This window comes from Pseudomonas sp. 1912-s, assembly GCF_029269205.1.
In the GTDB taxonomy this organism is placed as follows: domain Bacteria; phylum Pseudomonadota; class Gammaproteobacteria; order Pseudomonadales; family Pseudomonadaceae; genus Aquipseudomonas.
This window is the reverse complement of sequence record NZ_JARIXR010000003.1, coordinates 166,872-189,836: the sequence shown is the minus strand read 5'-3', so window position 1 is coordinate 189,836 and position 22,965 is coordinate 166,872. Positions and strand designations below refer to the sequence as shown.

Sequence of the window (22,965 nt, the reverse complement as noted above, 5' to 3'; positions counted from 1 at the left end):
AAATTTTTTCTGCTCTGTCTTTTATTCAGTCATGTCGAGTACGGAAGCTCCTTTATTTGCGGTGTAAGTCATGCACAGACGTCAACTCCTCAACCTGCTGCTGGCCAGTGCGGTGTTTACCTTGCCCTTGGGCGTGTCTGCCGCGCAGATCCGCAATGCACGGCTGTGGCGTTCGGATAACAAGCTGCGGCTGGTGCTGGACCTCAGCGGCCCGGTGCAATACAAGACCTTTACCCTGACCGCGCCGGAGCGGTTGATCATTGATTTGAGCGGCGCGAAGCTGACCGGGGATTTCAGCCAACTGGCCCTGACCAACAGCGGCATCACCTCGATTCGCTCGGGGCACTTTGGCCAGGGTGATACGCGGATCGTGCTGGATCTGAAGGCGCCGATGCAGCTCAACAGCTTTCTGCTGCCGCCGCAGGATGGCCAGGGCCACCGCCTGGTGCTGGACCTGACCAGCGCCACTCACGCACCTCAGCAAATCGCGGCAGCGCCGGCGGCCTTGGCTGCACCCTTGGCGGCACCCGTGGACAAGGCGCATCCGAAACGCGACATCATCGTGGTGGTCGACCCCGGCCATGGTGGCAAGGACCCGGGCGCTATCGGCTCGAAGGGCCAGCGCGAAAAAGACGTGGTGCTGTCCATCGCCCAACTGCTGGCCAAGCGTCTGAAGCGCGAGAAGGGCTTTGATGTGAAGCTGGTGCGCAACGACGACTTCTTCGTGCCGCTGCGTAAACGCGTGGACATCGCCCGCCAGCACAAGGCCGACATGTTTATCTCGGTGCACGCCGATGCAGCGCCACGGCTGACGGCGTCCGGCGCCTCTGTCTATGCGTTGTCCGAAGGCGGCGCGACGTCCGCCACCGCGCGGTTCATGGCGCAGCGGGAAAACGGCGCCGACCTGTTGGGCGCCACCACCTTGCTCAATCTCAAGGACAAGGACCCGATGCTGGCCGGGGTGATTCTCGACATGTCGATGAACGCCACCATCGCCTCCAGCCTGCAACTGGGCAGCTCGGTGCTGGGCAGCCTGCAAAGCATCACCACGCTGCATCAAAAGCGCGTGGAACAGGCCGGTTTTGCGGTGCTCAAGTCGCCTGACGTGCCGTCGATCCTGGTAGAAACCGGGTTTATCTCCAACACCCAGGACGCCCAGCGGCTGGTCACCGCACGCCATCAACAGGCGGTGGCAGACGGTTTATTTGAAGGGCTGAAAAACTACTTCCAGAAGAACCCGCCGATGAACAGCTACATGGCTTGGGTTCAGGAACAGAAGAATGGCCAGGTCTAACAGCCGGTAATCCGGCTACAGGTGAACTTGGCGCTGGCGCCACCCGAACTGGAAAACCGGTTGAGGGTGGTCCAGCCCACTCGCCGCGTGTAGCCCACCCACGCCTCACCATCGGAAGCCAACCCGGTAAAGAACGTCAGTTGCCCGTAGCGGCTGCTGGTCTGTGCCCAATAGCGTTTGCCGATCACCTCGAAGCCCCGCAAATACGTAGTGCTGCCTGCCGTCGCGACGCTGTAGGCATTGCCCTGGGCGTCGACGCACGCCAGCAGGTTGGCGCTGCGGGTGCAGTTGGCCAGCAGGCTGGGCACCTGGGCGTTGGCCAGGCTCGCCAGCATCAGCAACACAGCACACAGCAGGTATTTCATAGAGGCTCTCGGGGCGTTATTCGGCTGCCAGCATTGCGCCCTTCGTCGTCACGAGCAAGGGGGATTGGCTTATTTGCATTGTTATACTATAACATTAAAAAACAGCCTGACCCGTGAACCACCTCCGATGACCGAACAAGACCTTCTCGCCCAACCCTGCGCCGACTACATGAATGAAGCCCAGCAAGGTTTCTTCCGCGAGCTGCTGCTGGCCCAGCGCAACGAGCTGCAAGCGCGTATCGACGCTGAATTCATGGTGCTGCGCGAACAGGAACCCAACAGCGACCCCGCCGATGTCGGCAGCGCTGAAGAACAGCGCCAATGGCAACTGCGCCTGCTGGAGCGCGAAAAGAAGCTGTTGGACAAGATCGACGAAGCCCTGGAGCACCTGGCCCGCGGCGAATACGGCTGGTGCCGCGAAACCGGCGAGCCCATCGGCCTCAAGCGCCTGTTGCTGCGCCCCACGGCCACCCTGTGTATCGAAGCCAAAGAACGTGAAGAGCTGCGCGAACGCCATCAACGGGCGATTTGACCGGCCAACCCTGATGAGGAACACCTGATGCCCAATCGTCTCCCCGTTACTGTGCTGTCCGGATTTCTCGGCGCCGGTAAAAGCACGCTGCTCAACTACGTCCTGCGCAACCGCGAAAACCTGCGGGTGGCGGTGATCGTCAACGACATGAGTGAAATCAACATCGACGGCAGTGAGGTCCAGCGCGACGTCACCCTCAATCGCTCCGAAGAAAAACTGGTGGAGATGAGCAACGGCTGCATCTGCTGCACCTTGCGCGAAGACTTGCTGGAAGAGGTCGGAAAGCTCGCCAAGGAAGGTCGGTTTGATTACCTGTTGATCGAATCCACCGGCATCTCCGAACCGCTGCCGGTGGCCGAAACCTTCACCTTCCGTGATGAAGAAGGCCAGAGCCTGGCAGACATCGCCCGGCTCGACACCATGGTCACCGTGGTCGACGGCATGAACTTCCTGCTCGACTACCAGGCTGCCGAAAGCCTGGCGTCCCGGGGCGAAACCCTGGGCGAGGAAGACGAGCGCTCGATCACCGACCTGCTGATCGAGCAGATCGAATTTGCCGACGTGATTTTGATCAGCAAGATCGACCTGATCAGCAGCAGCGAGCGCCAGGAGTTGATGGCGATCCTCGAACGCCTGAATGCGCAGGCGGAAATCATCCCGATGGTCATGGGCGAAGTGCCGCTGGCGAAGATCCTCAATACCGGTCGTTTCGACTTCGAGCGCGCTTCCCAGGCGCCGGGCTGGTTGCAGGAACTGCGGGGCGAGCATATGCCGGAAACCGAAGAGTACGGCATCGCTTCCACCGCCTATCGTGCCCGCCGCCCCTTCCATCCACAGCGGTTTTTCGACTTTATCGATCGGCCCTGGGTGAATGGAAAACTGCTGCGCTCCAAGGGCTTTTTCTGGCTGGCCAGTAAACACCAGGACGCCGGTAGCTGGTCCCAGGCCGGCGGCCTGATGCGCCATGGTTTTGCCGGGCGCTGGTGGCGTTTCGTGCCGAAAACCCAGTGGCCGCAGGACGAGGAAGGTATCGCCGCGATCATGAAAAACTGGCAACTGAGCACTGGCGATTGCCGCCAGGAACTGGTGTTTATCGGGCAGAGCATCGACTTCGCGCAGATGACTGCCGAGCTCGACGCCTGCCTGCTGACCGACGATGAAATGGCCACGGGTGTCGAAGGTTGGCGCTTGTTGGCTGATCCCTTTGGCCCTTGGTTCGACGAGGCAGCCTGATGCTGGCACCGACCCTGAAACTGCGCCCGGTGATTCGCCAGATCCACGGCGAAACCCCGGCCGTGCTCACGGATATCCTTGAGGACGGCGTAAACCTTGCAGTGTGGCAGCGCCAGTTGCCTCTGCATATCGCCGAGTTTGGCGCGTTGCTGGTGGCGCTCAATGAGCCGCTGGCCGAGTCGCTGGTGGTTGAGCTGAACACTGAAGACGCCGCGCCCAACTTGCAGGACTTCGCAGCAGGCTGCCGAGACCTTGAAGGCTACGAAGGCTTTATTGCCGATGTGTCGTGGCTGATCAGCGCCTTTGCCTGTTTGCTGGGTGCCAAGCGCATCGGCGTGCGTTTGCGGTTGTTGGACAAGGCCATGTGCCCGCGTTTTCACGTGGACCACGTACCGGTTCGGCTGATCACTACCTACGCCGGCATCGGCAGCCAGTGGTTGCGCGAAGGCGTGATGGAGCGGCGGCACCTGAGCCAGGCGAGCGCGGAGCCGCAAGAGCGCATTGAGCAAATCCACTGTGGTGAAGTGGCTTTGCTCAAAGGCGAAAAATGGCACGGCAACGAAGGCTTTGGCCTGATCCATCGCTCGCCGCCGTTGCCAGCGGATGAGCGACGGTTGATTCTGACGCTGGATTGGTTGGCGTAACCGGGTAGGATCAAACCTCTCTACACGGTCTGAATGATGCCCGCCATGCTGCAGAACATACCTACCCACGTGATTGCCGGTCCCTTGGGCGCCGGCAAGACCAGCCTGATCAAGCACCTGCTGGCCCAGCGTCCGGCCAACGAGCGTTGGGCGGTGTTGATCAATGAGTTCGGGCAGATTGGCCTGGATGCCGCGTTGCTGACCCGTGATGACGACGGTATTGCCCTTGGTGAAGTGGCGGGTGGCTGCCTGTGCTGCGTCAACGGGGCGCCTTTCCAGGTAGGGCTGGGCCGTTTGTTGCGTAAGGCCCAGCCCGACCGGCTGTTTATCGAGCCGTCCGGGTTGGGGCATCCGGCGCAGTTGCTCAAGCAACTGCGGGAAGCGCCCTGGCAGCAGGTGCTGGCGGTGCAGCCGTGCGTGCTGGTGCTCGACGCCCAGGCGTTGGCGGCGAGTAAGCCCCTGCCTGAGGCCCAGCGTGAAGCCTTGGCCAGTGCCGGGCTGCTGGTATTAAACAAGAATGAAACCCTGAGTGACGCGCAGCGCCTGGCGGTTCAAGGGCAATTGCCTGACCGGCCGATTTATTGGACGCAGCAGGCGCAGTTGCCCTTGGCGCAATTACCGGGTTTGAACGCTCAAGCCGCAGCGGCTGTGGATAACTTCGAGGTGCCCAAAGGCGTAGGGCAAATGCCGGCAATCTGGACGGACCCTGCATTGCCGATCTGCCTCAGCCAAGGCCAGGAAGGTGGCTGGAGCATTGGCTGGCGCTGGCATCCTGGCCAACAATTCGACCGACGGCGCCTTCAAAACTGGCTGGCGTCGTTGGCCTGGCGACGGGCGAAACTGGTTATCCACAGTCTGGAGGGTTGGGTGTCGGCCAACGCTGTGGATAACGCCCCGTTAGCCTGGCAACCCAGCGAGTGGCGCCGGGATTCGCGTATCGAATTGATCTTCAGTGAAGCGCAGGATGTTGCGCAATTGCAGGACGCGTTAGCCGCTTGCCGTCAGTGACGGGTCTTGCTGTTGCCGTGCTCCTGGCGCCACTGGCTAAGCTCGATGATCTCGGCGCTGGGCAGCGGCGTCTTGATCTCGAACGGGTAGGGCGCCAGCTCGATTTGCGCGCTGTGGGCGCCGAATTGGGTGATGGTCCCCGGGTGCCGCGCTTCGCCGGTCACGGTGAATTCGAAGTTGTAGATTCGCGCCAGGCGCCGCCGACCGCTGGCATCCTTCACAAAACCGATGCGCTTCAATGCCACAGCGCCATCGAGCAGCTCGATGTCGAGCTTGGCGCAGTGCTGCTTGACCCGTTCCAGCGCCCGCTCGCGCAGGCCGTGGTTGTGCCACAGCCAGGCAGCACCGGTCGCCAGCAGCATCAGCACGAAGATATTTCCGAGGGTCAGCATTCGATGAACTCCAACAAAGTATGGCCAGCTTAACTGCGTCTCCGGTCTGTCGTACAGGCCGCGTTTAGTCGCATACTGCGCAGCCAGAATTTCAACGGCTTTACGGAAATCCCCTGCATGAAACGTACGCCCCATCTGCTTGCGATCCAGTCTCATGTGGTCTTTGGCCACGCCGGAAACAGCGCCGCCGTGTTCCCCATGCAACGGGTCGGGGTCAACGTGTGGCCGCTCAATACCGTGCAGTTCTCCAACCACACTCAGTATGGTCAGTGGGCGGGAGAAGTGTTGGCGCCGCAGCAAATTCCTGCGCTGGTGGAAGGCATTGCGGCGATTGGCGAGCTGGGCAACTGTGATGCGGTGCTGTCAGGTTACCTGGGCAGCGCGGCCCAGGGCCGGGCGATTCTTACCGGCGTGGCGCGGATCAAGGCGATCAACCCCAAGGCCCTGTACCTGTGCGACCCGGTGATGGGCCATCCGGAAAAAGGCTGCATCGTGCCCCAGGAGGTCAGCGACTTTCTGCTGGACGAAGCGGCAGCCATGGCCGACTTCCTGTGCCCCAACCAGCTGGAGCTGGACAGCTTTGCCGGGCGCAAGCCGCAGTCGCTGTTCGATTGCCTGGGCATGGCCCGTGCTTTGTTGGCCCGTGGGCCGAAAGCGGTGTTGGTCAAACACCTGGATTACCCCGGCAAACTGCCGGACGGCTTCGAGATGTTGCTGGTGACGGCCGAAGGCAGCTGGCACCTGCGCCGGCCGCTGCTGGCGTTCCCGCGCCAGCCTGTGGGCGTGGGTGACCTGACGTCGGGCCTGTTCCTGGCGCGGGTGTTGTTGGGCGACAGCCTGGTGGCGGCCTTTGAGTTCACGGCCGCGGCGGTGCACGAAGTGCTGCTGGAAACCCAGGCGTGCGCCAGCTACGAGTTGGAACTGGTGCGCGCCCAGGACCGGATTGCCCATCCGCGGGTACGCTTTGAGGCAACGCCCATAGGGCTGTAGGCAAATTCCTGATTGAGCAAGGCAGAGGGCGTCCGGTAGTATCGGCCGTCTTTTTGCCCCTGCGTTCATCAAGGAAGATCATGTCGCTATCCCTGTTTCATTCGTCACGGGCATTGGTTGCCCTGGCCCTGGCATCTCTGCTCAGCGGATGCAGTATCCACGGCGCCTATACGGATGCCAGCGCGCCCGATGCGGCGAAGCTGCGGTTCATCTCCAACACGTCGAACACCACCCTCGATATCTACGACGCGCAACACTGCACGGGCCAGAACACGGGCATGCTCAACAACTTCCTGGTGGTGGACACCAAGCGCCGGGCCGATATGCTCGTGCCGCCGCCGGCCAAGGCCCGGGGCATGCTGGAGGTCAAGCTGGCACCCGGCAAGGAAACCATGTTGGCGATCAACACCAACGGTGGCTCCTACATCTGCGGCAAGACCTTCAGCTTCACGCCCAAGGCGGGCGAGGAATATGAAGTGACTTTTGATATGGAGCGCGGCCGTTGCAGCACGTTGTTCCAGCGTCTGAGCCGATTTGACGGTAAAGATGTGCGTATCCCGCAGCCGGTGTTTGATACGGGTTTCCCGGTTTGCCAGGGTCAAAGTCCGATATTTGCCAAGCCGTTGCCCGACACTGCGCAGCGCACGGTGCTGATTGACCGCATCCTCGCGGAAAACGCCCGGGCGATCACAACGCTGGACCCGCCCAAGGCTGATAGTCCGACGTTTTCAGCGGAAAAAATCGACGAACTGATCGCCAAGCGCAAGGCATTGATGGGCACGCTCACCTTGCCGGATGATTACTGGACTCAGTACCGGCAGAACCTGAAGCAGTTTAGTGACGAAGCTTCCGGACGCCAGGCGCGGGCGCTGGGCATGTATACCGATGTGTACCGCCTGCGCCTGCGCAGCACTGATGACGGCATGTTGCAGCAGTGGCTGCAGCCGACGGACGACGCTGTACGCCAGCGGATTACGGCGAGCGACGAGTACATGCTTCGGTACTACATGAACACCAGCAAAAGCGTGGCGCTGGACACCATCAACCACCACATGGAGCGCATGGCCCAGTTGGACCAGCGCTTTGATGTGTGTACGCGCTTTAACGATTGCTGGCACTGGTAGGAGAGAGCTTGCTCCTGCAAAAAAAGCGGCGGGCTCTTACGGCCCGTCTGCCTTGATTTCCTGATAGCGCTTCTCCAGCTCCTGGCGAATCTGCCGGCGTTGTTGAGCCTGCACAAACCGGCGCTTGTCTTCGCTGTTCTGCGGTTGCAGCGGCGGCACGGCGGCCGGTTTGCGCTGGTCGTCCACCGCAACCATGGTGAAGAAGCAGCTATTGGTATGGCGCACCGAGCGCTCGCGGATGTTCTCGGTGACCACCTTGATCCCCACTTCCATCGACGTGTTGCCGGTGTAGTTGACCGAGGCCAAAAAGGTCACCAGCTCGCCGACATGGATCGGCTCGCGAAAAATCACCTGGTCCACCGACAAGGTCACCACATAGCGGCCGGCATAACGGCTGGCGCAGGCGTAGGCCACTTCGTCGAGGTACTTGAGCAGCGTGCCGCCGTGCACATTGCCAGAGAAGTTGGCCATGTCAGGGGTCATCAATACTGTCATCGACAGCTGGGCGTTTCCGGGTTCCATAGCACACTCACGGGTTGTAGGCATTGGGTGGGGAGGCACCTCTGCGGGTGCTGGAATCTTTGCAGAGCCATTCATAACGGGACGCTGGGGCCCGGCTTGCCGTCACGCCAGGGGCGATCTGTTTCCATATATTGCACCGGCTTTCTGTCGCAAGTCGCGGTGTTACCCTTCAAAAGCCCGTCTCAAGGGCAATTCTTACGATCAAGGCAGACTTTTCTTTCCGTTCATTGCGACCTTTCGGGGCGAATGCGTGGAAATGGGAAAAGCGCCAGTACCCCTCAAGGAGCCCCTCGCCATGCACGCCATCAGCTTTATCCAGGACCTGGCCGTGATCATGCTGGTGGCCGGGGTGGTGACGATCCTGTTTCATCGGCTCAAGCAGCCGGTGGTGTTGGGGTATATCGTCGCCGGCTTCATCATCGGCCCGCACACCCCGCCGTTTGGTTTGATCCACGACGAAGACACCATCAAGACCCTGGCCGAACTGGGGGTGATCTTCCTGATGTTCTGCCTGGGCCTGGAGTTCAGCCTGCGCAAGCTGTTCAAGGTTGGCGCCACCGCATTTATCGCGGCGTTCCTCGAAATCATCCTGATGATCTGGATCGGCTATGAAATTGGCCGCTGGTTCGACTGGAACACCATGGACTCACTGTTCCTCGGCGCGATCCTGGCGATTTCCTCGACCACCATCATCGTCAAGGCGCTCAACGACCTGAAGATGAAAAACCAGCGCTTTGCCCAGCTGATTTTCGGGGTGCTGATCGTCGAAGACATCCTCGGCATCGGCATCATCGCCTTGCTGTCGAGCATCGCCGTCAGCGGCACGGTCAGCTCCGGCGAGGTGTTTTCCACCGTCGGCAAGCTCTCGCTGTTCATGATTGTCGCGCTGGTCATCGGGATTTTGCTGGTGCCACGCCTGCTGGAGTATGTGGCCAGGTTCGAAAGCAACGAGATGCTGCTGATCACCGTGCTGGGCCTGTGTTTCGGCTTCTGCCTGCTGGTGGTCAAGCTGGAATACAGCATGGTGCTGGGGGCGTTCCTGATCGGCGCGATCATGGCCGAGTCCCGGCAGTTGCTGAAGATTGAGCGCCTGATCGAGCCGGTTCGCGACATGTTCAGTGCGATCTTCTTTGTCGCCATCGGCCTGATGATCGACCCGCAAATCCTCCTGCAATACGCCTGGCCGATTGCGGTGATTACCGTGGCCGTGGTGCTGGGCAAGATGTTGTCTTGCGGCCTTGGGGCGTTTATTGCGGGTAACGATGGCCGCACTTCATTGCGGGTGGGGATGGGCCTGTCACAGATTGGCGAATTTTCATTCATCATCGCCGCGCTGGGGATGACGTTGCAGGTCACCAGTGACTTCCTGTATCCGGTGGCGGTGGCTGTTTCAGCGATTACCACGTTGCTCACGCCGTATCTGATTCGTGGTGCCGACCCGCTGTCGCTGAAGATCGCCGCGGTGATGCCCAAGCGTTTGAGCCGGGTGTTCGGGATGTATGGCGAGTGGTTGCGCAGTATTCAACCCCAAGGCGAGGGCGCGATGCTGGCGTCGATGATCCGCAAGATCATTTTGCAGGTGGGTGTGAACCTGGCGCTGGTGGTGGCGATCTTCTTTGCCGGCAGTTTTTTCGCGGCGCGCATTGGCAGTTATCTGGAAGGCTGGGTCAGCGATCCGAGCTGGCAGAAGGCGTTGATCTGGGGTGGGGCGTTGCTGCTGTCGCTGCCGTTTTTGATCGCGGCGTACCGCAAGCTCAAGGCGCTGTCGATGTTGCTGGCAGAGATGAGCGTGAAGCCGGAAATGGCCGGGCGCCACACGCAGCGAGTACGACGGGTGATCGCCGAAGTGATCCCGATTCTGTCGCTGTTGGTGATTTTCCTGCTATTGGCAGCCTTGTCGGCCAGTATCCTGCCGACCAACAAGTTGCTGGTGCTGATCGCGGTGGTGACGGCCGCGGTGGCCGCTGTGCTCTGGCGCTGGTTCATCCGCGTGCATACGCGGATGCAGGTCGCCTTGCTGGAGACCCTGGATAACCACAAGGACACGCCGGAGCACTGATGAGGCTGGGGGCTGCTTCGCAGCCCGGCGCGAGCAAGCTCGCTCGCCACAGGTAACCGGTCTCAGCTTTCCAGCCAGACGTCCCGCGCCCAGTGCCACACCGATTCCCAGGTTTCTTCGGTGACGAGTTCTTCTTCGCCGGACCACAGCACCACAGTGCCGTCTTCTTCGACGCAGTAGTAGTCGTCGCCGTCCTGGCAGATCGGGATCATGCTGCGGTCAACACCGGCGTCCCAGGCGTTGGCGGCAACGTCCGGCAGGTAGGTGTGGGACTGTGGGTCGGTGACAGTCACCGGCTCCAGGCTGCCGTAGACCACATCGCTGACGGTCAGCAAAAATTCACGGAAGACGAACGGGATATCGATGAACAGTTGTTCCTCGATTTCCACCAGTTGGTCTTCGTCAGGCAGCTCCAGAGGAACCGGTACCGGTTCGTTGGCTTCACGCAATTGTTCGATAACTTCTTCCACGGCCGGGATCCTCTTGCTAGATGGCGCGGTTTATAGGGGCGTTTTATACAGTAGCTCGCTATAAGTGCAACCGTGAAATAGAAAACCCCGGACAAGTCCGGGGTTTTTGTTACTGCGTACTCAAAGCGAGCAGGGATCAGCCGTTCTGGCGGATACCGGCGACCAGCCAAGGCTGGTTTTCGCCCTGTGGACGTTCCATGTTCCAGCTTTCGCTGAACACTTCGCCCTGGTCGAAACGCGAAGTCTTCGACACGCCGCTGAAGGTCAGGGTGGCGATGGTCTTGTCGGCGCGGTCGTCCACACCTTCAAGCTGCACTTTCAGGTCTTCGATGTAGGTCGACTGGAAGCCGTCGCCCAGGTCGGCACGTTCGCGCTTGAGGAACTCCAGCAATTGCGGGGTCACGAACTCGGCGATCTTGTCCATTTCGTTGGCGTCCCAGTGTTGCTGCAGGGCCTGGAAGTGGCCACGTGCGGCTTCGACGAAACGCTCTTCGTTGAACCAGGCTGGCGCATTGATCACCGGGCGAGCAGCGGCAGGTGCAGCCGAACCACCAAACATCGAGTTCAGGGCTGGCTTTTGCTCGAACACTTCACGCTGCATCGGCGCGCCGGCTGGAGCCAGGTGCTCCTGTTGCTTGCGGCGACGGGCGGCGATAAAGCGGAAGATCAGGAAGGCGATGACCGCCATGATCAGGATGTCGAAGATCTGCATGCCCTGGAAGCCGCCGCCCATGAACATGGAGGCGAGCAGGCCGCCGGCCGCAATACCGGCCAGAGGGCCCAACCAGCGCGAAGCACCGCCAGCCTTGGCAGCAGCGCCTGCGGCACCGGCAGCACCAGCGGTCGCAGCTGCGCCGCCCATGCCGCCACCGGATGGGGCCATTTGGCTGGTCTGGTGGCTCGGCGCCGAACCCATGGATTTGCCGCCACCGAAGCGCTTGGCGTTGGCGTCGAGGCTCATCGTCAGGCCGATGCACAACGCCATGGCGATGCTAAGAAAACGTTTCATAAAGGGAATTCCCATTTGTGGATTGCACGCGCGCCATGTTGCACAGGTGTGATGGCAGTGGCTAGCGGCATAGTGTTTCGGGCTTTTGCGTAGGGCCAACACCGAATCGTCTGTAGGACTTATTACAGATATTGGCCCCACCCCTGCCAAATACAAGGGGTGGCCAACATCCTTCATGTTCTACAGTTGTTTCAGATTGCTTCGAGCTTGGCGTACCCCATCATCAGCCACTTGCTGCCTTCGGCGAAGTTCACCTGCACCCTGGCCTGGGCGCCGGCGCCTTCGAAGTTGAGGATCACGCCCTCGCCGAAGATCGCATGTTTGACCTGCTGGCCAAGGCTGAACGGTGTCTCGGGGATTTCCGAACCGGCGAACATGCTGCTGGAGTTCTGCTGCTGGCCGCCGCCGAACGGTCGGCTGACGCTGTTGGACAGGCGCACTTCCTGGATCAGCCCTTTTGGCACCTCACGTACGAAGCGCGACACCTTGTTGTAGGTCTCGCTGCCGTACAGGCGTCGGGTTTCGGCGTAGGTCATCACCAGGTTCTGCATGGCCCGGGTGATGCCCACATAGGCCAGGCGGCGTTCCTCTTCCAGGCGGCCGGGCTCTTCCAGGCTCATCTTGTGGGGGAACAGGCCTTCTTCCATGCCCACCAGGAACACGTATGGGAATTCCAGGCCCTTGGCGCTGTGCAAGGTCATCAACTGGATGCTGTCTTCATGCTCGTCAGCCTGTGTGTCGCCGGCTTCCAGCGAAGCGTGGCCGAGGAATGCCGCCAATGGCGTCAGGTCTTCGTCTTCTTCGGTGTTTTCGAACGCGCGCGCGGCGCTGACCAGTTCCTCAAGGTTTTCTACCCGGGCCTGGCCTTTCTCGCCTTTTTCCGCCTCGTGGTACGCGATCAAGCCGGACTGCTCGATTACGGTCTGGGTCATCAGGTGCAGGGGCATTTCCATGCACTTGGCGGCCAGGTTTTCGATCAATTCCACAAACACGCTCAGGGCGCCGGCTGCGCGGCCGGTCAGGCCCTTGTTGGCGATCAGCAGGCGCATCGCTTCCCACATCGACACATCGCTGTGGCGGGCGTGGTCGCGAATCGCTTCGACGGTCTTCTCGCCGATGCCGCGGGCCGGGATGTTGATCACCCGCTCCAGCGCCGCATCGTTGCCACGGCCTTCCAGCAAGCGCAGGTAGGCCATGGCGTTTTTGATTTCGGCGCGTTCGAAGAAGCGCTGGCCGCCATAGATGCGGTACGGAATGCGTTCGCGCAGCAAGGCTTCTTCCAGCACCCGCGATTGGGCGTTGGAGCGATAAAGAATCGCAATGTCGCTGCGGGCCAGGCCGGTTTTCAGGGCGCTTTCGATGGTTTCCACCACGTAGCGCGCTTCATCATGTTCGTTGAAGGCTGCGTACAGGTTGATCGCTTCGCCTTCGCCGCCGTCGGTCCACAGCTCTTTGCCCAGGCGCCCGGTGTTGTTGGCGATCAAGGCGTTGGCGGCCTTGAGGATCCCGGCGGTGGAGCGGTAGTTCTGCTCCAGGCGGATAGTCTCGGCGTCCGGGAAGTCGTCGCTGTACTGGTAGATGTTCTCGATTTTCGCGCCGCGCCAGCCGTAGATCGACTGGTCGTCGTCGCCGACCACCATCAGGCTGTCGCCGCCTTTTGCCAGCAGGCGCAACCAGGCGTACTGCACGGCGTTGGTGTCCTGGAATTCGTCCACCAGGATGTGCCGGAAGCGTTTCTGGTAGTGCGCCAGCAAGCCCGGGTTGTCGCGCCACAGGTCGAGGGCACGCAGTAGCAACTCGGAGAAGTCGATGACGCCGGCGCGCTGGCAGGCCACTTCATAGGCTTCATAAATGCTGCGCATGGTGGCCAGGAACAGGTCGCCGCTGGCCTGGATATGTTGCGGGCGCAGGCCTTCATCTTTCTGGCCATTGATAAACCACTGGGCCTGACGCACCGGCCAGCGTTGTTCATCCAGGCCCAGCTCGCGGATCACCCGCTTGACCAGGCGTTGCTGGTCGTCGCTGTCCAGAATCTGGAAGGTCTGGCTCAACCCGGCTTCCTGCCAATGGGCCCGCAACAGGCGGTGCGCCAGGCCGTGGAAGGTGCCCACCCACATGCCGGCCGGGCTGATGCCCATCAACTGCTCGATGCGATGACGCATCTCGGCAGCGGCCTTGTTGGTGAAGGTCACCGACAGGATGGAGTGAGGTGAGGCGTTCTCAACCTGGATCAACCAGGCGATACGGTGCACCAGCACTCGGGTTTTACCGGAGCCAGCACCGGCCAGGACCAACTGACGGCCAACGGGGGCGGCTACGGCCTGGCGTTGGGCATCGTTGAGGGAGTTCAGCAAAAGGGAGAGATCATCGCGCATCGGCGCATTCTAGGGTGCCCGGGGGAGTCGGGCAAATCCCAATGCCGGATGGTCGATGTAAAACCCGACAGGCTATGCCCGGCAGGCAAACAATCTGTCCCCGGTGATGACCGGTCGGTCATTGGCCACAGCCCGCGTCCTGTCTCACTCGAGCCGTCTGGCCCCAAGGTTTGCGGCTGATTATTGCGATATTTTAATGACGTGGAGCAGTTTGGCCCGGGCGCTGGCTTGTGTATGCTCCGTGCACGTTTCGGGCTCACCATTATAAGAACACTGCCTATGACCCTTAGCATTGACCTGGCTGGCCCCTCGGTGGCACCGGCGCAGGTTATCCGCAAACACTACGCCATGGAGATGGCGGTCGAGCGCACGCGCCTGCTTTACCAGGGCTCACTGCTGCCTACCTTATTAATGCTGGTGAACGGACTGGTCTGCGCCTGGTTGCTCTGGAGCCCGCAGCGCTACCTGCTGGACAGCATTTGGCTGGTGTGGCTGCTGGCGCTGGTGGCCCTGCGGGTGATTCAAGTGGCGGCGTTTGATTCCGCGATGCCGAGCCGCCAGGCGCAGCCGATCTGGCGTCGCATGTTCATGCTGGGGTCTGCAGTCAGCGGCCTGACATTGGCCAGCGCCGCCATCGCCCTGGTGCCAGTGGACAGCTTCGCGCAGCAGGCTTGGGTGTTCGGGCTGCTGGGGGCGGCGACTTTATCCGCCAGCGTTGCCTATGCGGTCAGCCTGCCGGCGTTCCTGTCGTTTGCCGTGCCCTGTCTGGTGCCGGCGATTATCTATCTGTTCTGGAGCGGCGACCCGCAGCAGCAGGGTTGGGGCTTTTTGGGCCTGATTTTGCTGGCGTCCCTGAGCCTGGTGGCGTGGCAGGTCAATCGCCTGATTCAGCGCGGGCTGCTGCGGCGCTTCCAGAACCAGGCGTTGATCGAACATTTGCAGCAGTCGCAACAGCGCAGCGAGCAGCTCAATCAGGAACTGGTGCGCGAAGTGGAGCAGCGGCGCCAGGTCGAGCAGGAACTGCGCGAGGCCCAGATCGGCCTGCAACACCGCGTCGATCAGCGCAGCCAGGAGCTGGACGCCGCCAGCCTGGCCCTGAGCAAAAGCGAAGCGCGCCTGGCGATGGCGTTGCAGGCCAGCGAACTGGGCCTGTGGGACTGGAACCTGCAAACCGACGAGGTCCACCACACCCAACTCAAAGAGCTGTTCGGCCTGGAGCCGGAATACGTTACGGCGATGCTCAGCCACCTCAAGCCGCGGTTGCACCCCGACGATTTACCGCTGCTCAAGCGCGCGCTGGTGGAGCACCTTAAAGGCCGCAGCGACGATTACCTTGTTGAATACCGGGTGCGCCATGGCGATGGCCACTGGGTTTGGATTCAGGACCGTGGCCGCGCGGTGGAGCGTTCCCCCAGCGGGCGTGTGACGCGGATGCTTGGCACCCGTCGTGACATCAGCGCCGGCAAGGCCGTGGAGGAACAGCAGCGCCTGGCGTCGACGGTGTTTGAGGCCGCCAGCGAAGGTATTGTGATCCTGGACCCGGACTACGTGCTGATCGCAGTCAACCAGGCGTTCAGCCGCGTCACCGGCTTCGACATTGACGACATGATCGGCCGCAATGTTGTCGAGCTGCCCAGCAGCCGGGACGCACGCCGCCACTTCCCGGTGATCCGCCAGGCGTTGCTCAGCCACGGCACCTGGCAGGGCGAACTGGTGGAAACCCGCAAGAACGGCGAACTCTACCCACAGTGGCTGCAATTGAACGTGGTGCGCGATATTCGGGGAAACGTGAGCCATATCGTGGGCTTCTTCGCCGATTTGTCTGCACGGCGCGAATCCGAAGAACGCATGCGCTACCTCACGCACTATGACGAATTGACCGGGCTGGCCAACCGTTCGCTGTTCCGCGAGCGGCTGCGCGAAGCCCATCAGCGGGTGCGCCAGGGCGGCCGCAGCCTGGCCCTGCTGCATATCAACCTCGACCGCTTCAAGCTGCTCAACGACAGCCTCGGCCATGAAGTGGCCGACCAGTTATTGCAGAAAATGGCCCGTCGCTTGATCAATGCCTTACCCGAAGCCGACACTATTGCGCGCCTTTCAGGCGATGAATTCGCGGTGCTGTTCGACGCCTACGGCAACCTGTCGAGCCTGGCCCGGGTGGCCACGCGGTTGCTGGCCAAGTTGCGGGTGCCGGTGACGGTGGAAGGGCACGAGCTGGTGGTCAGCGCCTCAATGGGCGTCAGCCTGTTGCCCGATAATGCGCGGGAAATCTCCGCACTGGTCAGCCAGTCGAACATGGCCATGCAGCACGCCAAGCACCTGGGCGGTAATAATTTCCAGTTCTACACCGACAGCCTGCAAGCCAGCACCCTGGAGCGTTTGCAGTTGGAGAACCATCTGCGCAAGGCGATTGATGAGCGCCAACTCGCGGTGTTCTACCAACCCAAATTGTGCCTGGCCAGCGGCAAGTTGAACGCGGCCGAGGCGCTGATCCGCTGGGAGCATCCGCAGTGGGGCATGGTGCCGCCCGGGGACTTTATCGGGCTGGCCGAAGAAACCGGCTTGATTGTGCCGCTGGGGGAGTTTGTGTTGCGCCAGGCCTGCTGGCAGGCCTGTGAGTGGCAGCGTCAGGGGCTGGAGCCGATTCGTGTGTCGGTCAACTTGTCGGTGCACCAATTGCGCCAGGGCAAGCTGGTCAGCCTGGTGCGCCAGGTGCTGGAAGAAACGGGGCTGGATCCGCAATACCTGGAGCTGGAGCTGACCGAAAGCCAATTGCTCGACAGCGTGGAGCACATCATCTCGACCTTCCAGCAGTTGCGCGACCTGGGCGTGAAGCTGGCCATTGACGATTTCGGCACCGGCTATTCGTCCCTCAGCTACCTCAAGCGCATCCCCGTGGACTACGTGAAGATCGACCAGACCTTCATCCGGGGCCTCGGCCAAGGGCGCGAAGATGCCTCGATCACCCGTGCAATCATCGCCATGGCCCACGGGTTGTCGCTCAAGGTGGTGGCCGAAGGCGTGGAAGATCAGCAGCAGCTGGATTTCCTGCGGGCCGAACAATGCGACGAGGTGCAGGGCTATTTGATCAGCCGGCCGATGGAAGCGGACGGCCTGGCGGATTTGTTACGAAAAAATGCCAATTTTCTGTAGTTGAGCCCAAGCCGCACGCGGGGCTACATCGGGCCTGCCCGCTGAATCAGCGGGCAACAGCGCGATTAAGTGATTCATCGAACGGGCAAATCGGCAATTCTTGTAGTATAACTACAAGCTTGCTACATCCCCTGGCTCCGCCAATAACAAGAGTCCTGCCCTTTGAACCTGTTGCAACATATCGCCCAGTCGCGCCACCTGTTACGCAAATCGGAACTCAAGGTTGCCGATCACGTGCTGCTTGACCCTGCGGCTGTGATGCACAGTTCCATGGCAGACCTGGCCCACAGCGTGGGCATCAGCGAACCGACCATCGTGCGCTTCTGCCGCGCCATCGGTTGCTCCGGGTTCCAGGACTTGAAGCTCAAGCTGGCCCAGAGCCTGGCCGCCGGTGCGAGCTTTGGCCAGTTTGCGATTCACGAAGACGATTCCGTCGCCGACTACAGCCTGAAAATTTTCGACACCACCCTGCACACCCTGATGGAAGTGCGGGAAAAGCTCGACCCGGTGGAGCTGCAAAAAGCCGTGACCGCCATGTCCCAGGCCCAGCGCGTGGAGTTCTACGGTTTCGGTGCGTCCGGTGCCGTGGCGGCGGATGCCCAGCACAAGTTCTTCCGTTTGCTGCTGACCGCAGCGGCCTACAGCGACCCGCACATGCAGGCGATGTCGGCGGTGACGTTGAAGCCTACCGACGTGGCGATCTGCATTTCCCAGTCCGGCCGCTCCAAGGATCTGCTGATCACCGCCAACCTGGTGCGTGAAAGCGGCGCGACCCTGATTACCCTGTGCCCGAGCCAGACGCCGTTGGCGGAGCTGTCGACCGTCAACCTGGCGATCGACGTGCACGAAGACACCGAAATCTACACCCCGCTGACTTCACGTATCGCCCACCTGGTGGTGATCGACGTACTGGCGATGGGCGTGGCCATGGCGCGCGGCCCGAGCCTGGTCAACCACCTCAAGAGCGTGAAGCGCAGCTTGCGCAGCCTTCGGTTGTCGCCCAAATCCGTCAAAGCCCTCGACGACTGACTCAAGGGCATACTCGGTCAAAATGTGGGAGCTGGCTTGCCGGCGATAGCGATCTGTCAGTTGCCATCTTCATTGGCTGATGCACCGTTATCGCAGGCAAGCCAGCTCCCACAGTTGATCGTGTTTGAGCCTCAGAAGATTCATCGTCCTGTCATCCCCGCGCCGCCAAACCGTCATCGCCCACGCCCATCCTGAACTCCCCGTACTCGCATTGGGAGACTCGAAATGGCTCGGCAATACGAAGAAAGCAACAGCACCGTCAAGACCCGTCGCCAACAGGAAGACCAGCGCCGCATGGCCTTCCGTCGTGCAATTGAAGACCGCTGCGACCAGCGTCAATTGCAGCAGAGCATCAGTGACTTTCCGGAACTCCATTGGCAGGCACCCGCGGCTGCCCAGCGAAGCGCTCAGCCAGCGCGCTGATCTGCAACCGCTCGCTGCGGATAAAGCCCAGGAACGCATGGGCCACCGGTGACAGGCGCTTGGCCTTGGCCTGCACCAGGCACCAACTGCGGTACAGCGGCAGTTCTTCCACCGGCAGCTCCCTGAGCCCGCCGGTGGCCAGTTCCAGGTTGACCGCGTGGCGCGTCAGCAGCGCCACGCCCAACCCGGCGGTCACGCACTCGCGCTGCGCTTCGGCCGAAGACACTTCCACCGTCTGCGTGAAGTGCACACGCTTTTCCTTGAAGTACTCCTCGCACGCCATTCGCGTCCCGGACCCCGGCTCGCGCAACAGCAGCGTGTAAGGCTCCAGGTCCTGCAGGCGCAATGGCCCTTGATGACTCAGCGGATGATCGTGGGGCGCCACAGCGACGATCGGGTTGTTCAGGAACGGCAGGAATTCCAGGCCCATGTCCTGGGGCACCATGGACATGATCACCAGGTCATCCCGGTTGTCTGAAAGCCGGCGAATCACTTGGGCGCGGTTGACCACCGTCAGGTGCAGGTTGACCTCCGGGTGCTGGCGCTTGAAGGCGGCGAACAGGTGCGGCACGAAGTACTTGGCGCTGGACTCCACCGCCAGTTTCAGCTGGCCTTGCAGCGAACCCTGCATGTCGGAGAGCTGCATATCGAGGTTTTCCAGGCGCCCGAAAATATCCCGGCTGGCCCGTTGCAGGGCTTCGGCCGCTTCAGTCATATAGAGCTTTTTGCCGACGTAATCGAACAACGGCTGGCCAAGCAGCTCTTCCAGCTGTTTGATTTGTAGGCTAACGGCCGGTTGCGTGAGTGACATTTCCTCAGCTGCGCGGCTGTAGGAACGCAAATCACAGACTTCATTGAAAATCTGCAATTGACGCAATGTCATGCGCATCAATGACTTACGCATTGTTAAAGCCTTCCCGCCAACCCCTGATGTGCTGACTATAAGTCTTTACTTATACACAACCCAATTATTATTGATTTTTGTTAATCCCTGCGGGGGCATAGTGTGTGTCACGCGACTGCCATGAAACATTTGGTCACGCGCCGACCCGGTTCCATCGGGTCGAAGTAGGTAGCAATCGGCTCAAGGGAATTTCCAAGTGATAAAAAAGATCCTGATCGCCAACCGTGGTGAGATTGCCGTACGTATCGTGCGTGCCTGCGCCGAGATGGGCATTCGTTCGGTCGCGGTCTATTCCGATGCCGACCGCCATGCCCTGCATGTAAAGCGCGCAGATGAGGCCCACAGCATCGGTGCCGAGCCCTTGGCCGGTTACCTGAACCCGCGCAAGCTGGTGAACCTCGCGGTGGAAACCGGTTGCGACGCGCTGCACCCCGGCTATGGCTTCCTCTCGGAAAACGCCGAGTTGGCAGATATTTGCGCCGAACGCGGGATCAAATTCATCGGCCCGTCGGCTGAAGTGATTCGCCGCATGGGCGACAAGACCGAAGCCCGCCGCAGCATGATCAAGGCCGGCGTGCCGGTGACCCCGGGCACCGAAGGCAACGTTGCCGACATCGCCGAGGCGCTGACCGAAGGCGACCGCATCGGTTACCCGGTGATGCTCAAGGCCACTTCCGGTGGTGGCGGTCGCGGCATTCGACGCTGCAACAGCCGTGAAGAACTCGAACAAGCCTTCCCCCGTGTGATTTCCGAGGCCACCAAGGCGTTCGGGTCGGCGGAAGTTTTCCTGGAAAAATGCATCGTCAATCCCAAGCACATCGAGGCGCAGATCCTGGGTGACAGCTTCGGCAATGTGGTGCATCTGTTCGAGCGCGATTGCTCGATCCAGCGTCGTAACCAGAAGCTGATCGAAATCGCCCCCAGCCCCCAACTGACCCCGGAACAGCGCGCCTACATCGGCGACCTGTCGGTGCGCGCGGCCAAGGCGGTGGGCTACGAGAACGCCGGCACCGTGGAGTTCCTGCTCGCCGAGGGCGAGGTGTACTTCATGGAAATGAACACCCGGGTGCAGGTGGAGCACACCATCACCGAAGAAATCACCGGCATCGACATTGTGCGTGAGCAGATCCGCATCGCGTCGGGCCTGCCGCTGTCGGTCAAGCAGGAAGACATTCAGCACCGGGGTTTCGCGTTGCAGTTCCGCATCAACGCCGAAGACCCGAAGAACAACTTCCTGCCCAGTTTCGGCAAGATCACCCGTTACTACGCGCCCGGCGGTCCCGGCGTGCGTACCGACACGGCGATCTACACCGGCTACACCATCCCGCCGTTCTACGACTCGATGTGCCTGAAGCTGGTGGTGTGGGCGTTGACCTGGGAAGAGGCCATGGACCGTGGCCTGCGCGCCCTGGACGACATGCGCCTGCAAGGCGTGAAGACCACCGCCGCCTATTACCAGGAAATCCTGCGCAACCCGGAATTCCGCAGCGGCCAGTTCAACACCAGTTTCGTGGAAAGCCACCCTGAGCTGACCAACTACTCGATCAAGCGCAAACCCGAAGAGCTGGCCCTGGCCATCGCCGCCGCCATCGCCGCCCACGCAGGCCTGTGAGGAATATAAGAATGAGCAAGAAGATCTTCGTAACCGACACCATCCTGCGCGACGCCCACCAATCGTTGCTGGCGACCCGCATGCGTACCGACGACATGCTGCCGATCTGCGACAAGCTCGACAAAGTCGGCTACTGGTCCCTGGAAGTCTGGGGCGGCGCGACCTTCGACGCCTGCGTACGCTTCCTGAAAGAAGACCCGTGGGAGCGCCTGCGCAAACTGCGTGCGGCACTGCCTAACACGCGCCTGCAAATGCTGCTGCGTGGCCAGAACCTGCTGGGCTACCGCCACTACAGCGACGACGTGGTCAAAGCCTTCGTCGCCAAGGCCGCCGTCAACGGTATCGACGTGTTCCGCATCTTCGACGCCATGAACGACGTGCGTAACCTGCGCGTGGCCATCGAAGCGGTAAAAGCCGCCGGCAAACACGCCCAGGGCACCATTGCCTACACCACCAGCCCGGTGCACACCATCGAGGCGTTTGTGGCCCAGGCCAAACAAATGGAAGCCATGGGTTGCGACTCGGTGGCGATCAAGGACATGGCCGGCCTGCTGACCCCGTACGCCACCGGCGAACTGGTCAAGGCGCTGAAGGCCGAGCAAAGCCTGCCGATCTTCATCCACTCCCACGACACCGCCGGCCTGGCGTCGATGTGCCAACTCAAGGCCGTCGAGAACGGTGCCGACCATATCGACACCGCCATCTCCAGCTTCGCCTGGGGCACCAGCCACCCGGGCACCGAGTCGATGGTCGCGGCCCTTAAAGGCAGCGAATTCGACACCGGCCTCAGCCTGGAACTGCTGCAGGAAATCGGCCTGTACTTCTACGCCGTGCGCAAGAAGTACCACCAGTTCGAAAGCGAATTCACCGCCGTCGACACCCGCGTGCAAGTCAACCAGGTACCGGGCGGGATGATTTCCAACCTGGCCAACCAGTTGAAAGAGCAGGGCGCGCTGAACCGCATGAGCGAAGTGCTGGCGGAAATCCCGCGGGTGCGTGAAGACCTCGGCTTCCCGCCGCTGGTGACTCCGACTTCGCAGATCGTCGGCACCCAGGCGTTCTTCAACGTGCTGGCCGGCGAGCGCTACAAGACCATCACCAACGAAGTGAAGTTGTACCTGCAAGGCGGCTACGGCAAGGCGCCGGGCACCGTGAATGAAAAACTGCGCCGCCAGGCCATCGGCAGCGAAGAGGTGATCGACGTTCGCCCAGCCGACCTGCTGAAGCCGGAAATGACCAAGCTGCGCGGGGAAATCGGCGCGTTGGCCAAGTCCGAAGAAGACGTGCTGACCTACGCGATGTTCCCGGACATCGGGCGCAAGTTCCTCGAAGAGCGTGACGCCGGCACCTTGAGCCCTGAAGTGCTGTTGCCGATTCCTGAAGCCGGCGGCGTGGCCCGCGCCGGTGGTGAAGGCGTGCCAACCGAGTTCGTGATCGACGTGCACGGCGAAAGCTACCGCGTGGACATCACCGGTGTTGGCGTCAAGGCCGAAGGCAAGCGCCACTTCTACCTGTCGATCGACGGCATGCCCGAAGAGGTGGTGTTCGAACCGCTCAACGAGTTCGTCAGCAGCGGCGGCAGCAAGCGCAAGCACGCCACTGCGCCTGGCCATGTCAGCACGGCGATGCCGGGCAACATCGTCGACGTGCTGGTCAAGGAAGGCGACGTGGTGAAAGCCGGCCAGGCCGTGTTGATCACTGAAGCGATGAAGATGGAGACCGAAGTGCAGGCAGCCATCGCCGGCAAGGTCACGGCCGTTCACGTGGCCAAGGGCGACCGGGTCAACCCGGGCGAGATCCTGATTGAAATCGAAGGCTGATTAACAG

20 protein-coding genes are annotated in these 22,965 nt (G+C 61.3%); 13 read left to right on the top strand and 7 right to left on the bottom strand.

From position 1 onward, the window contains the following. Positions 1 to 70: 70 nt before the first annotated feature. Positions 71 to 1,294: an N-acetylmuramoyl-L-alanine amidase gene (locus tag P3C29_RS05545; protein WP_010168395.1), complete on the top strand. Its 1,224-nt coding sequence runs from the start codon at positions 71 to 73 to the stop codon at positions 1,292 to 1,294. Here the strand turns inward: P3C29_RS05545 and P3C29_RS05540 are convergent. Then, positions 1,291 to 1,659: a hypothetical protein gene (locus P3C29_RS05540; protein ID WP_003213476.1), complete on the bottom strand. Its 369-nt coding sequence runs from the start codon at positions 1,657 to 1,659 to the stop codon at positions 1,291 to 1,293. The genes P3C29_RS05545 and P3C29_RS05540 overlap by 4 nt on opposite strands. A gap of 127 nt (positions 1,660 to 1,786) precedes the next feature. Here P3C29_RS05540 and dksA point away from each other — a divergent pair, with 127 nt between their 5' ends. The 4 genes from dksA to P3C29_RS05520 are packed head-to-tail and all read left to right on the top strand — an operon-like array spanning position 1,787 to position 5,076. Continuing rightward, positions 1,787 to 2,191, top strand: coding sequence for an RNA polymerase-binding protein DksA (gene dksA / locus P3C29_RS05535; protein ID WP_275964053.1), 405 nt, complete (start codon positions 1,787 to 1,789; stop codon positions 2,189 to 2,191). A gap of 27 nt (positions 2,192 to 2,218) precedes the next feature. Beyond that, a complete protein-coding gene (gene zigA, locus P3C29_RS05530; protein ID WP_201125743.1) occupies positions 2,219 to 3,424 on the top strand; it encodes a zinc metallochaperone GTPase ZigA in 1,206 nt (401 codons plus the stop codon). Continuing rightward, positions 3,424 to 4,068, top strand: coding sequence for a DUF1826 domain-containing protein (locus tag P3C29_RS05525; RefSeq protein WP_010168386.1), 645 nt, complete (start codon positions 3,424 to 3,426; stop codon positions 4,066 to 4,068). The genes zigA and P3C29_RS05525 overlap by 1 nt, the downstream gene beginning before the upstream one ends. Positions 4,069 to 4,113: 45 nt before the next feature. Continuing rightward, complete coding sequence (locus P3C29_RS05520) at positions 4,114 to 5,076, top strand: CobW family GTP-binding protein (RefSeq protein ID WP_275964052.1); 963 nt, start codon at positions 4,114 to 4,116, stop codon at positions 5,074 to 5,076. Here the strand turns inward: P3C29_RS05520 and P3C29_RS05515 are convergent. Further along, positions 5,070 to 5,468 carry a DUF3301 domain-containing protein gene (locus P3C29_RS05515; protein WP_010168378.1) on the bottom strand — a complete coding sequence of 133 codons (399 nt, stop codon included), beginning with the start codon at positions 5,466 to 5,468 and terminating at the stop codon, positions 5,070 to 5,072. The two genes, P3C29_RS05520 and P3C29_RS05515, sit on opposite strands and share 7 nt — an antisense overlap. A 117-nt stretch (positions 5,469 to 5,585) precedes the next feature. Between P3C29_RS05515 and pdxY the strand changes: the two genes are divergently transcribed. Both pdxY and P3C29_RS05505 read left to right on the top strand, forming a co-directional pair. Further along, positions 5,586 to 6,458: a pyridoxal kinase PdxY gene (gene pdxY / locus P3C29_RS05510; protein WP_063033787.1), complete on the top strand. Its 873-nt coding sequence runs from the start codon at positions 5,586 to 5,588 to the stop codon at positions 6,456 to 6,458. An 80-nt stretch (positions 6,459 to 6,538) separates the two neighbouring features. After that, positions 6,539 to 7,582, top strand: coding sequence for a hypothetical protein (locus P3C29_RS05505; protein WP_275964051.1), 1,044 nt, complete (start codon positions 6,539 to 6,541; stop codon positions 7,580 to 7,582). 36 nt (positions 7,583 to 7,618) lie between these two features. Here P3C29_RS05505 and P3C29_RS05500 read toward each other — a convergent pair whose 3' ends face one another. Beyond that, complete coding sequence (locus tag P3C29_RS05500; protein ID WP_003213461.1) at positions 7,619 to 8,104, bottom strand: acyl-CoA thioesterase; 486 nt, start codon at positions 8,102 to 8,104, stop codon at positions 7,619 to 7,621. Between the two features lie 295 nt (positions 8,105 to 8,399). On the opposite strand from P3C29_RS05500, the gene P3C29_RS05495 reads away from it, so the two are divergent. Continuing rightward, positions 8,400 to 10,163 (top strand): cation:proton antiporter, encoded by a 1,764-nt coding sequence (locus P3C29_RS05495; RefSeq protein ID WP_010168375.1) that lies wholly within the window; start codon positions 8,400 to 8,402, stop codon positions 10,161 to 10,163. Positions 10,164 to 10,225: 62 nt separating this feature from the next. On the opposite strand, the gene P3C29_RS05490 is transcribed toward P3C29_RS05495, so the two are convergent. From P3C29_RS05490 to uvrD, 3 genes are all read right to left on the bottom strand, one after another. Continuing rightward, entirely contained in the window at positions 10,226 to 10,633 is a 408-nt protein-coding gene (locus tag P3C29_RS05490; protein WP_003213456.1) for an SMI1/KNR4 family protein, read from the bottom strand. Positions 10,634 to 10,769: 136 nt separating this feature from the next. Beyond that, on the bottom strand, positions 10,770 to 11,642 hold the full coding sequence (locus P3C29_RS05485; RefSeq protein ID WP_010168374.1) for a Tim44 domain-containing protein: 873 nt from the start codon (positions 11,640 to 11,642) through the stop codon (positions 10,770 to 10,772). Between the two features lie 191 nt (positions 11,643 to 11,833). Further along, positions 11,834 to 14,017 (bottom strand): DNA helicase II, encoded by a 2,184-nt coding sequence (uvrD, locus tag P3C29_RS05480; RefSeq protein ID WP_003213452.1) that lies wholly within the window; start codon positions 14,015 to 14,017, stop codon positions 11,834 to 11,836. Positions 14,018 to 14,296: 279 nt separating this feature from the next. Between uvrD and P3C29_RS05475 the strand changes: the two genes are divergently transcribed. From P3C29_RS05475 to P3C29_RS05465, 3 genes are all read left to right on the top strand, one after another. Then, positions 14,297 to 17,170, top strand: coding sequence for an EAL domain-containing protein (locus P3C29_RS05475; RefSeq protein ID WP_275964050.1), 2,874 nt, complete (start codon positions 14,297 to 14,299; stop codon positions 17,168 to 17,170). Positions 17,171 to 17,332: 162 nt separating this feature from the next. Beyond that, positions 17,333 to 18,199 carry a transcriptional regulator HexR gene (hexR, locus tag P3C29_RS05470; RefSeq protein ID WP_010168370.1) on the top strand — a complete coding sequence of 289 codons (867 nt, stop codon included), beginning with the start codon at positions 17,333 to 17,335 and terminating at the stop codon, positions 18,197 to 18,199. A gap of 225 nt (positions 18,200 to 18,424) precedes the next feature. Beyond that, positions 18,425 to 18,622 (top strand): hypothetical protein, encoded by a 198-nt coding sequence (locus tag P3C29_RS05465; protein WP_081480060.1) that lies wholly within the window; start codon positions 18,425 to 18,427, stop codon positions 18,620 to 18,622. On the opposite strand, the gene P3C29_RS05460 is transcribed toward P3C29_RS05465, so the two are convergent. Then, positions 18,552 to 19,526, bottom strand: a complete 975-nt coding sequence (locus P3C29_RS05460; RefSeq protein ID WP_169386795.1) for a LysR family transcriptional regulator — start codon at positions 19,524 to 19,526, stop codon at positions 18,552 to 18,554. The two genes, P3C29_RS05465 and P3C29_RS05460, sit on opposite strands and share 71 nt — an antisense overlap. 196 nt (positions 19,527 to 19,722) lie before the next feature. On the opposite strand from P3C29_RS05460, the gene P3C29_RS05455 reads away from it, so the two are divergent. Together P3C29_RS05455 and oadA are read left to right on the top strand one after the other, a co-directional pair. Then, positions 19,723 to 21,138 carry an acetyl-CoA carboxylase biotin carboxylase subunit gene (locus tag P3C29_RS05455; protein ID WP_003213442.1) on the top strand — a complete coding sequence of 472 codons (1,416 nt, stop codon included), beginning with the start codon at positions 19,723 to 19,725 and terminating at the stop codon, positions 21,136 to 21,138. 11 nt (positions 21,139 to 21,149) lie between these two features. Beyond that, on the top strand, positions 21,150 to 22,958 hold the full coding sequence (gene oadA, locus P3C29_RS05450; RefSeq protein ID WP_010168367.1) for a sodium-extruding oxaloacetate decarboxylase subunit alpha: 1,809 nt from the start codon (positions 21,150 to 21,152) through the stop codon (positions 22,956 to 22,958). Positions 22,959 to 22,965 lie beyond the last annotated feature (7 nt).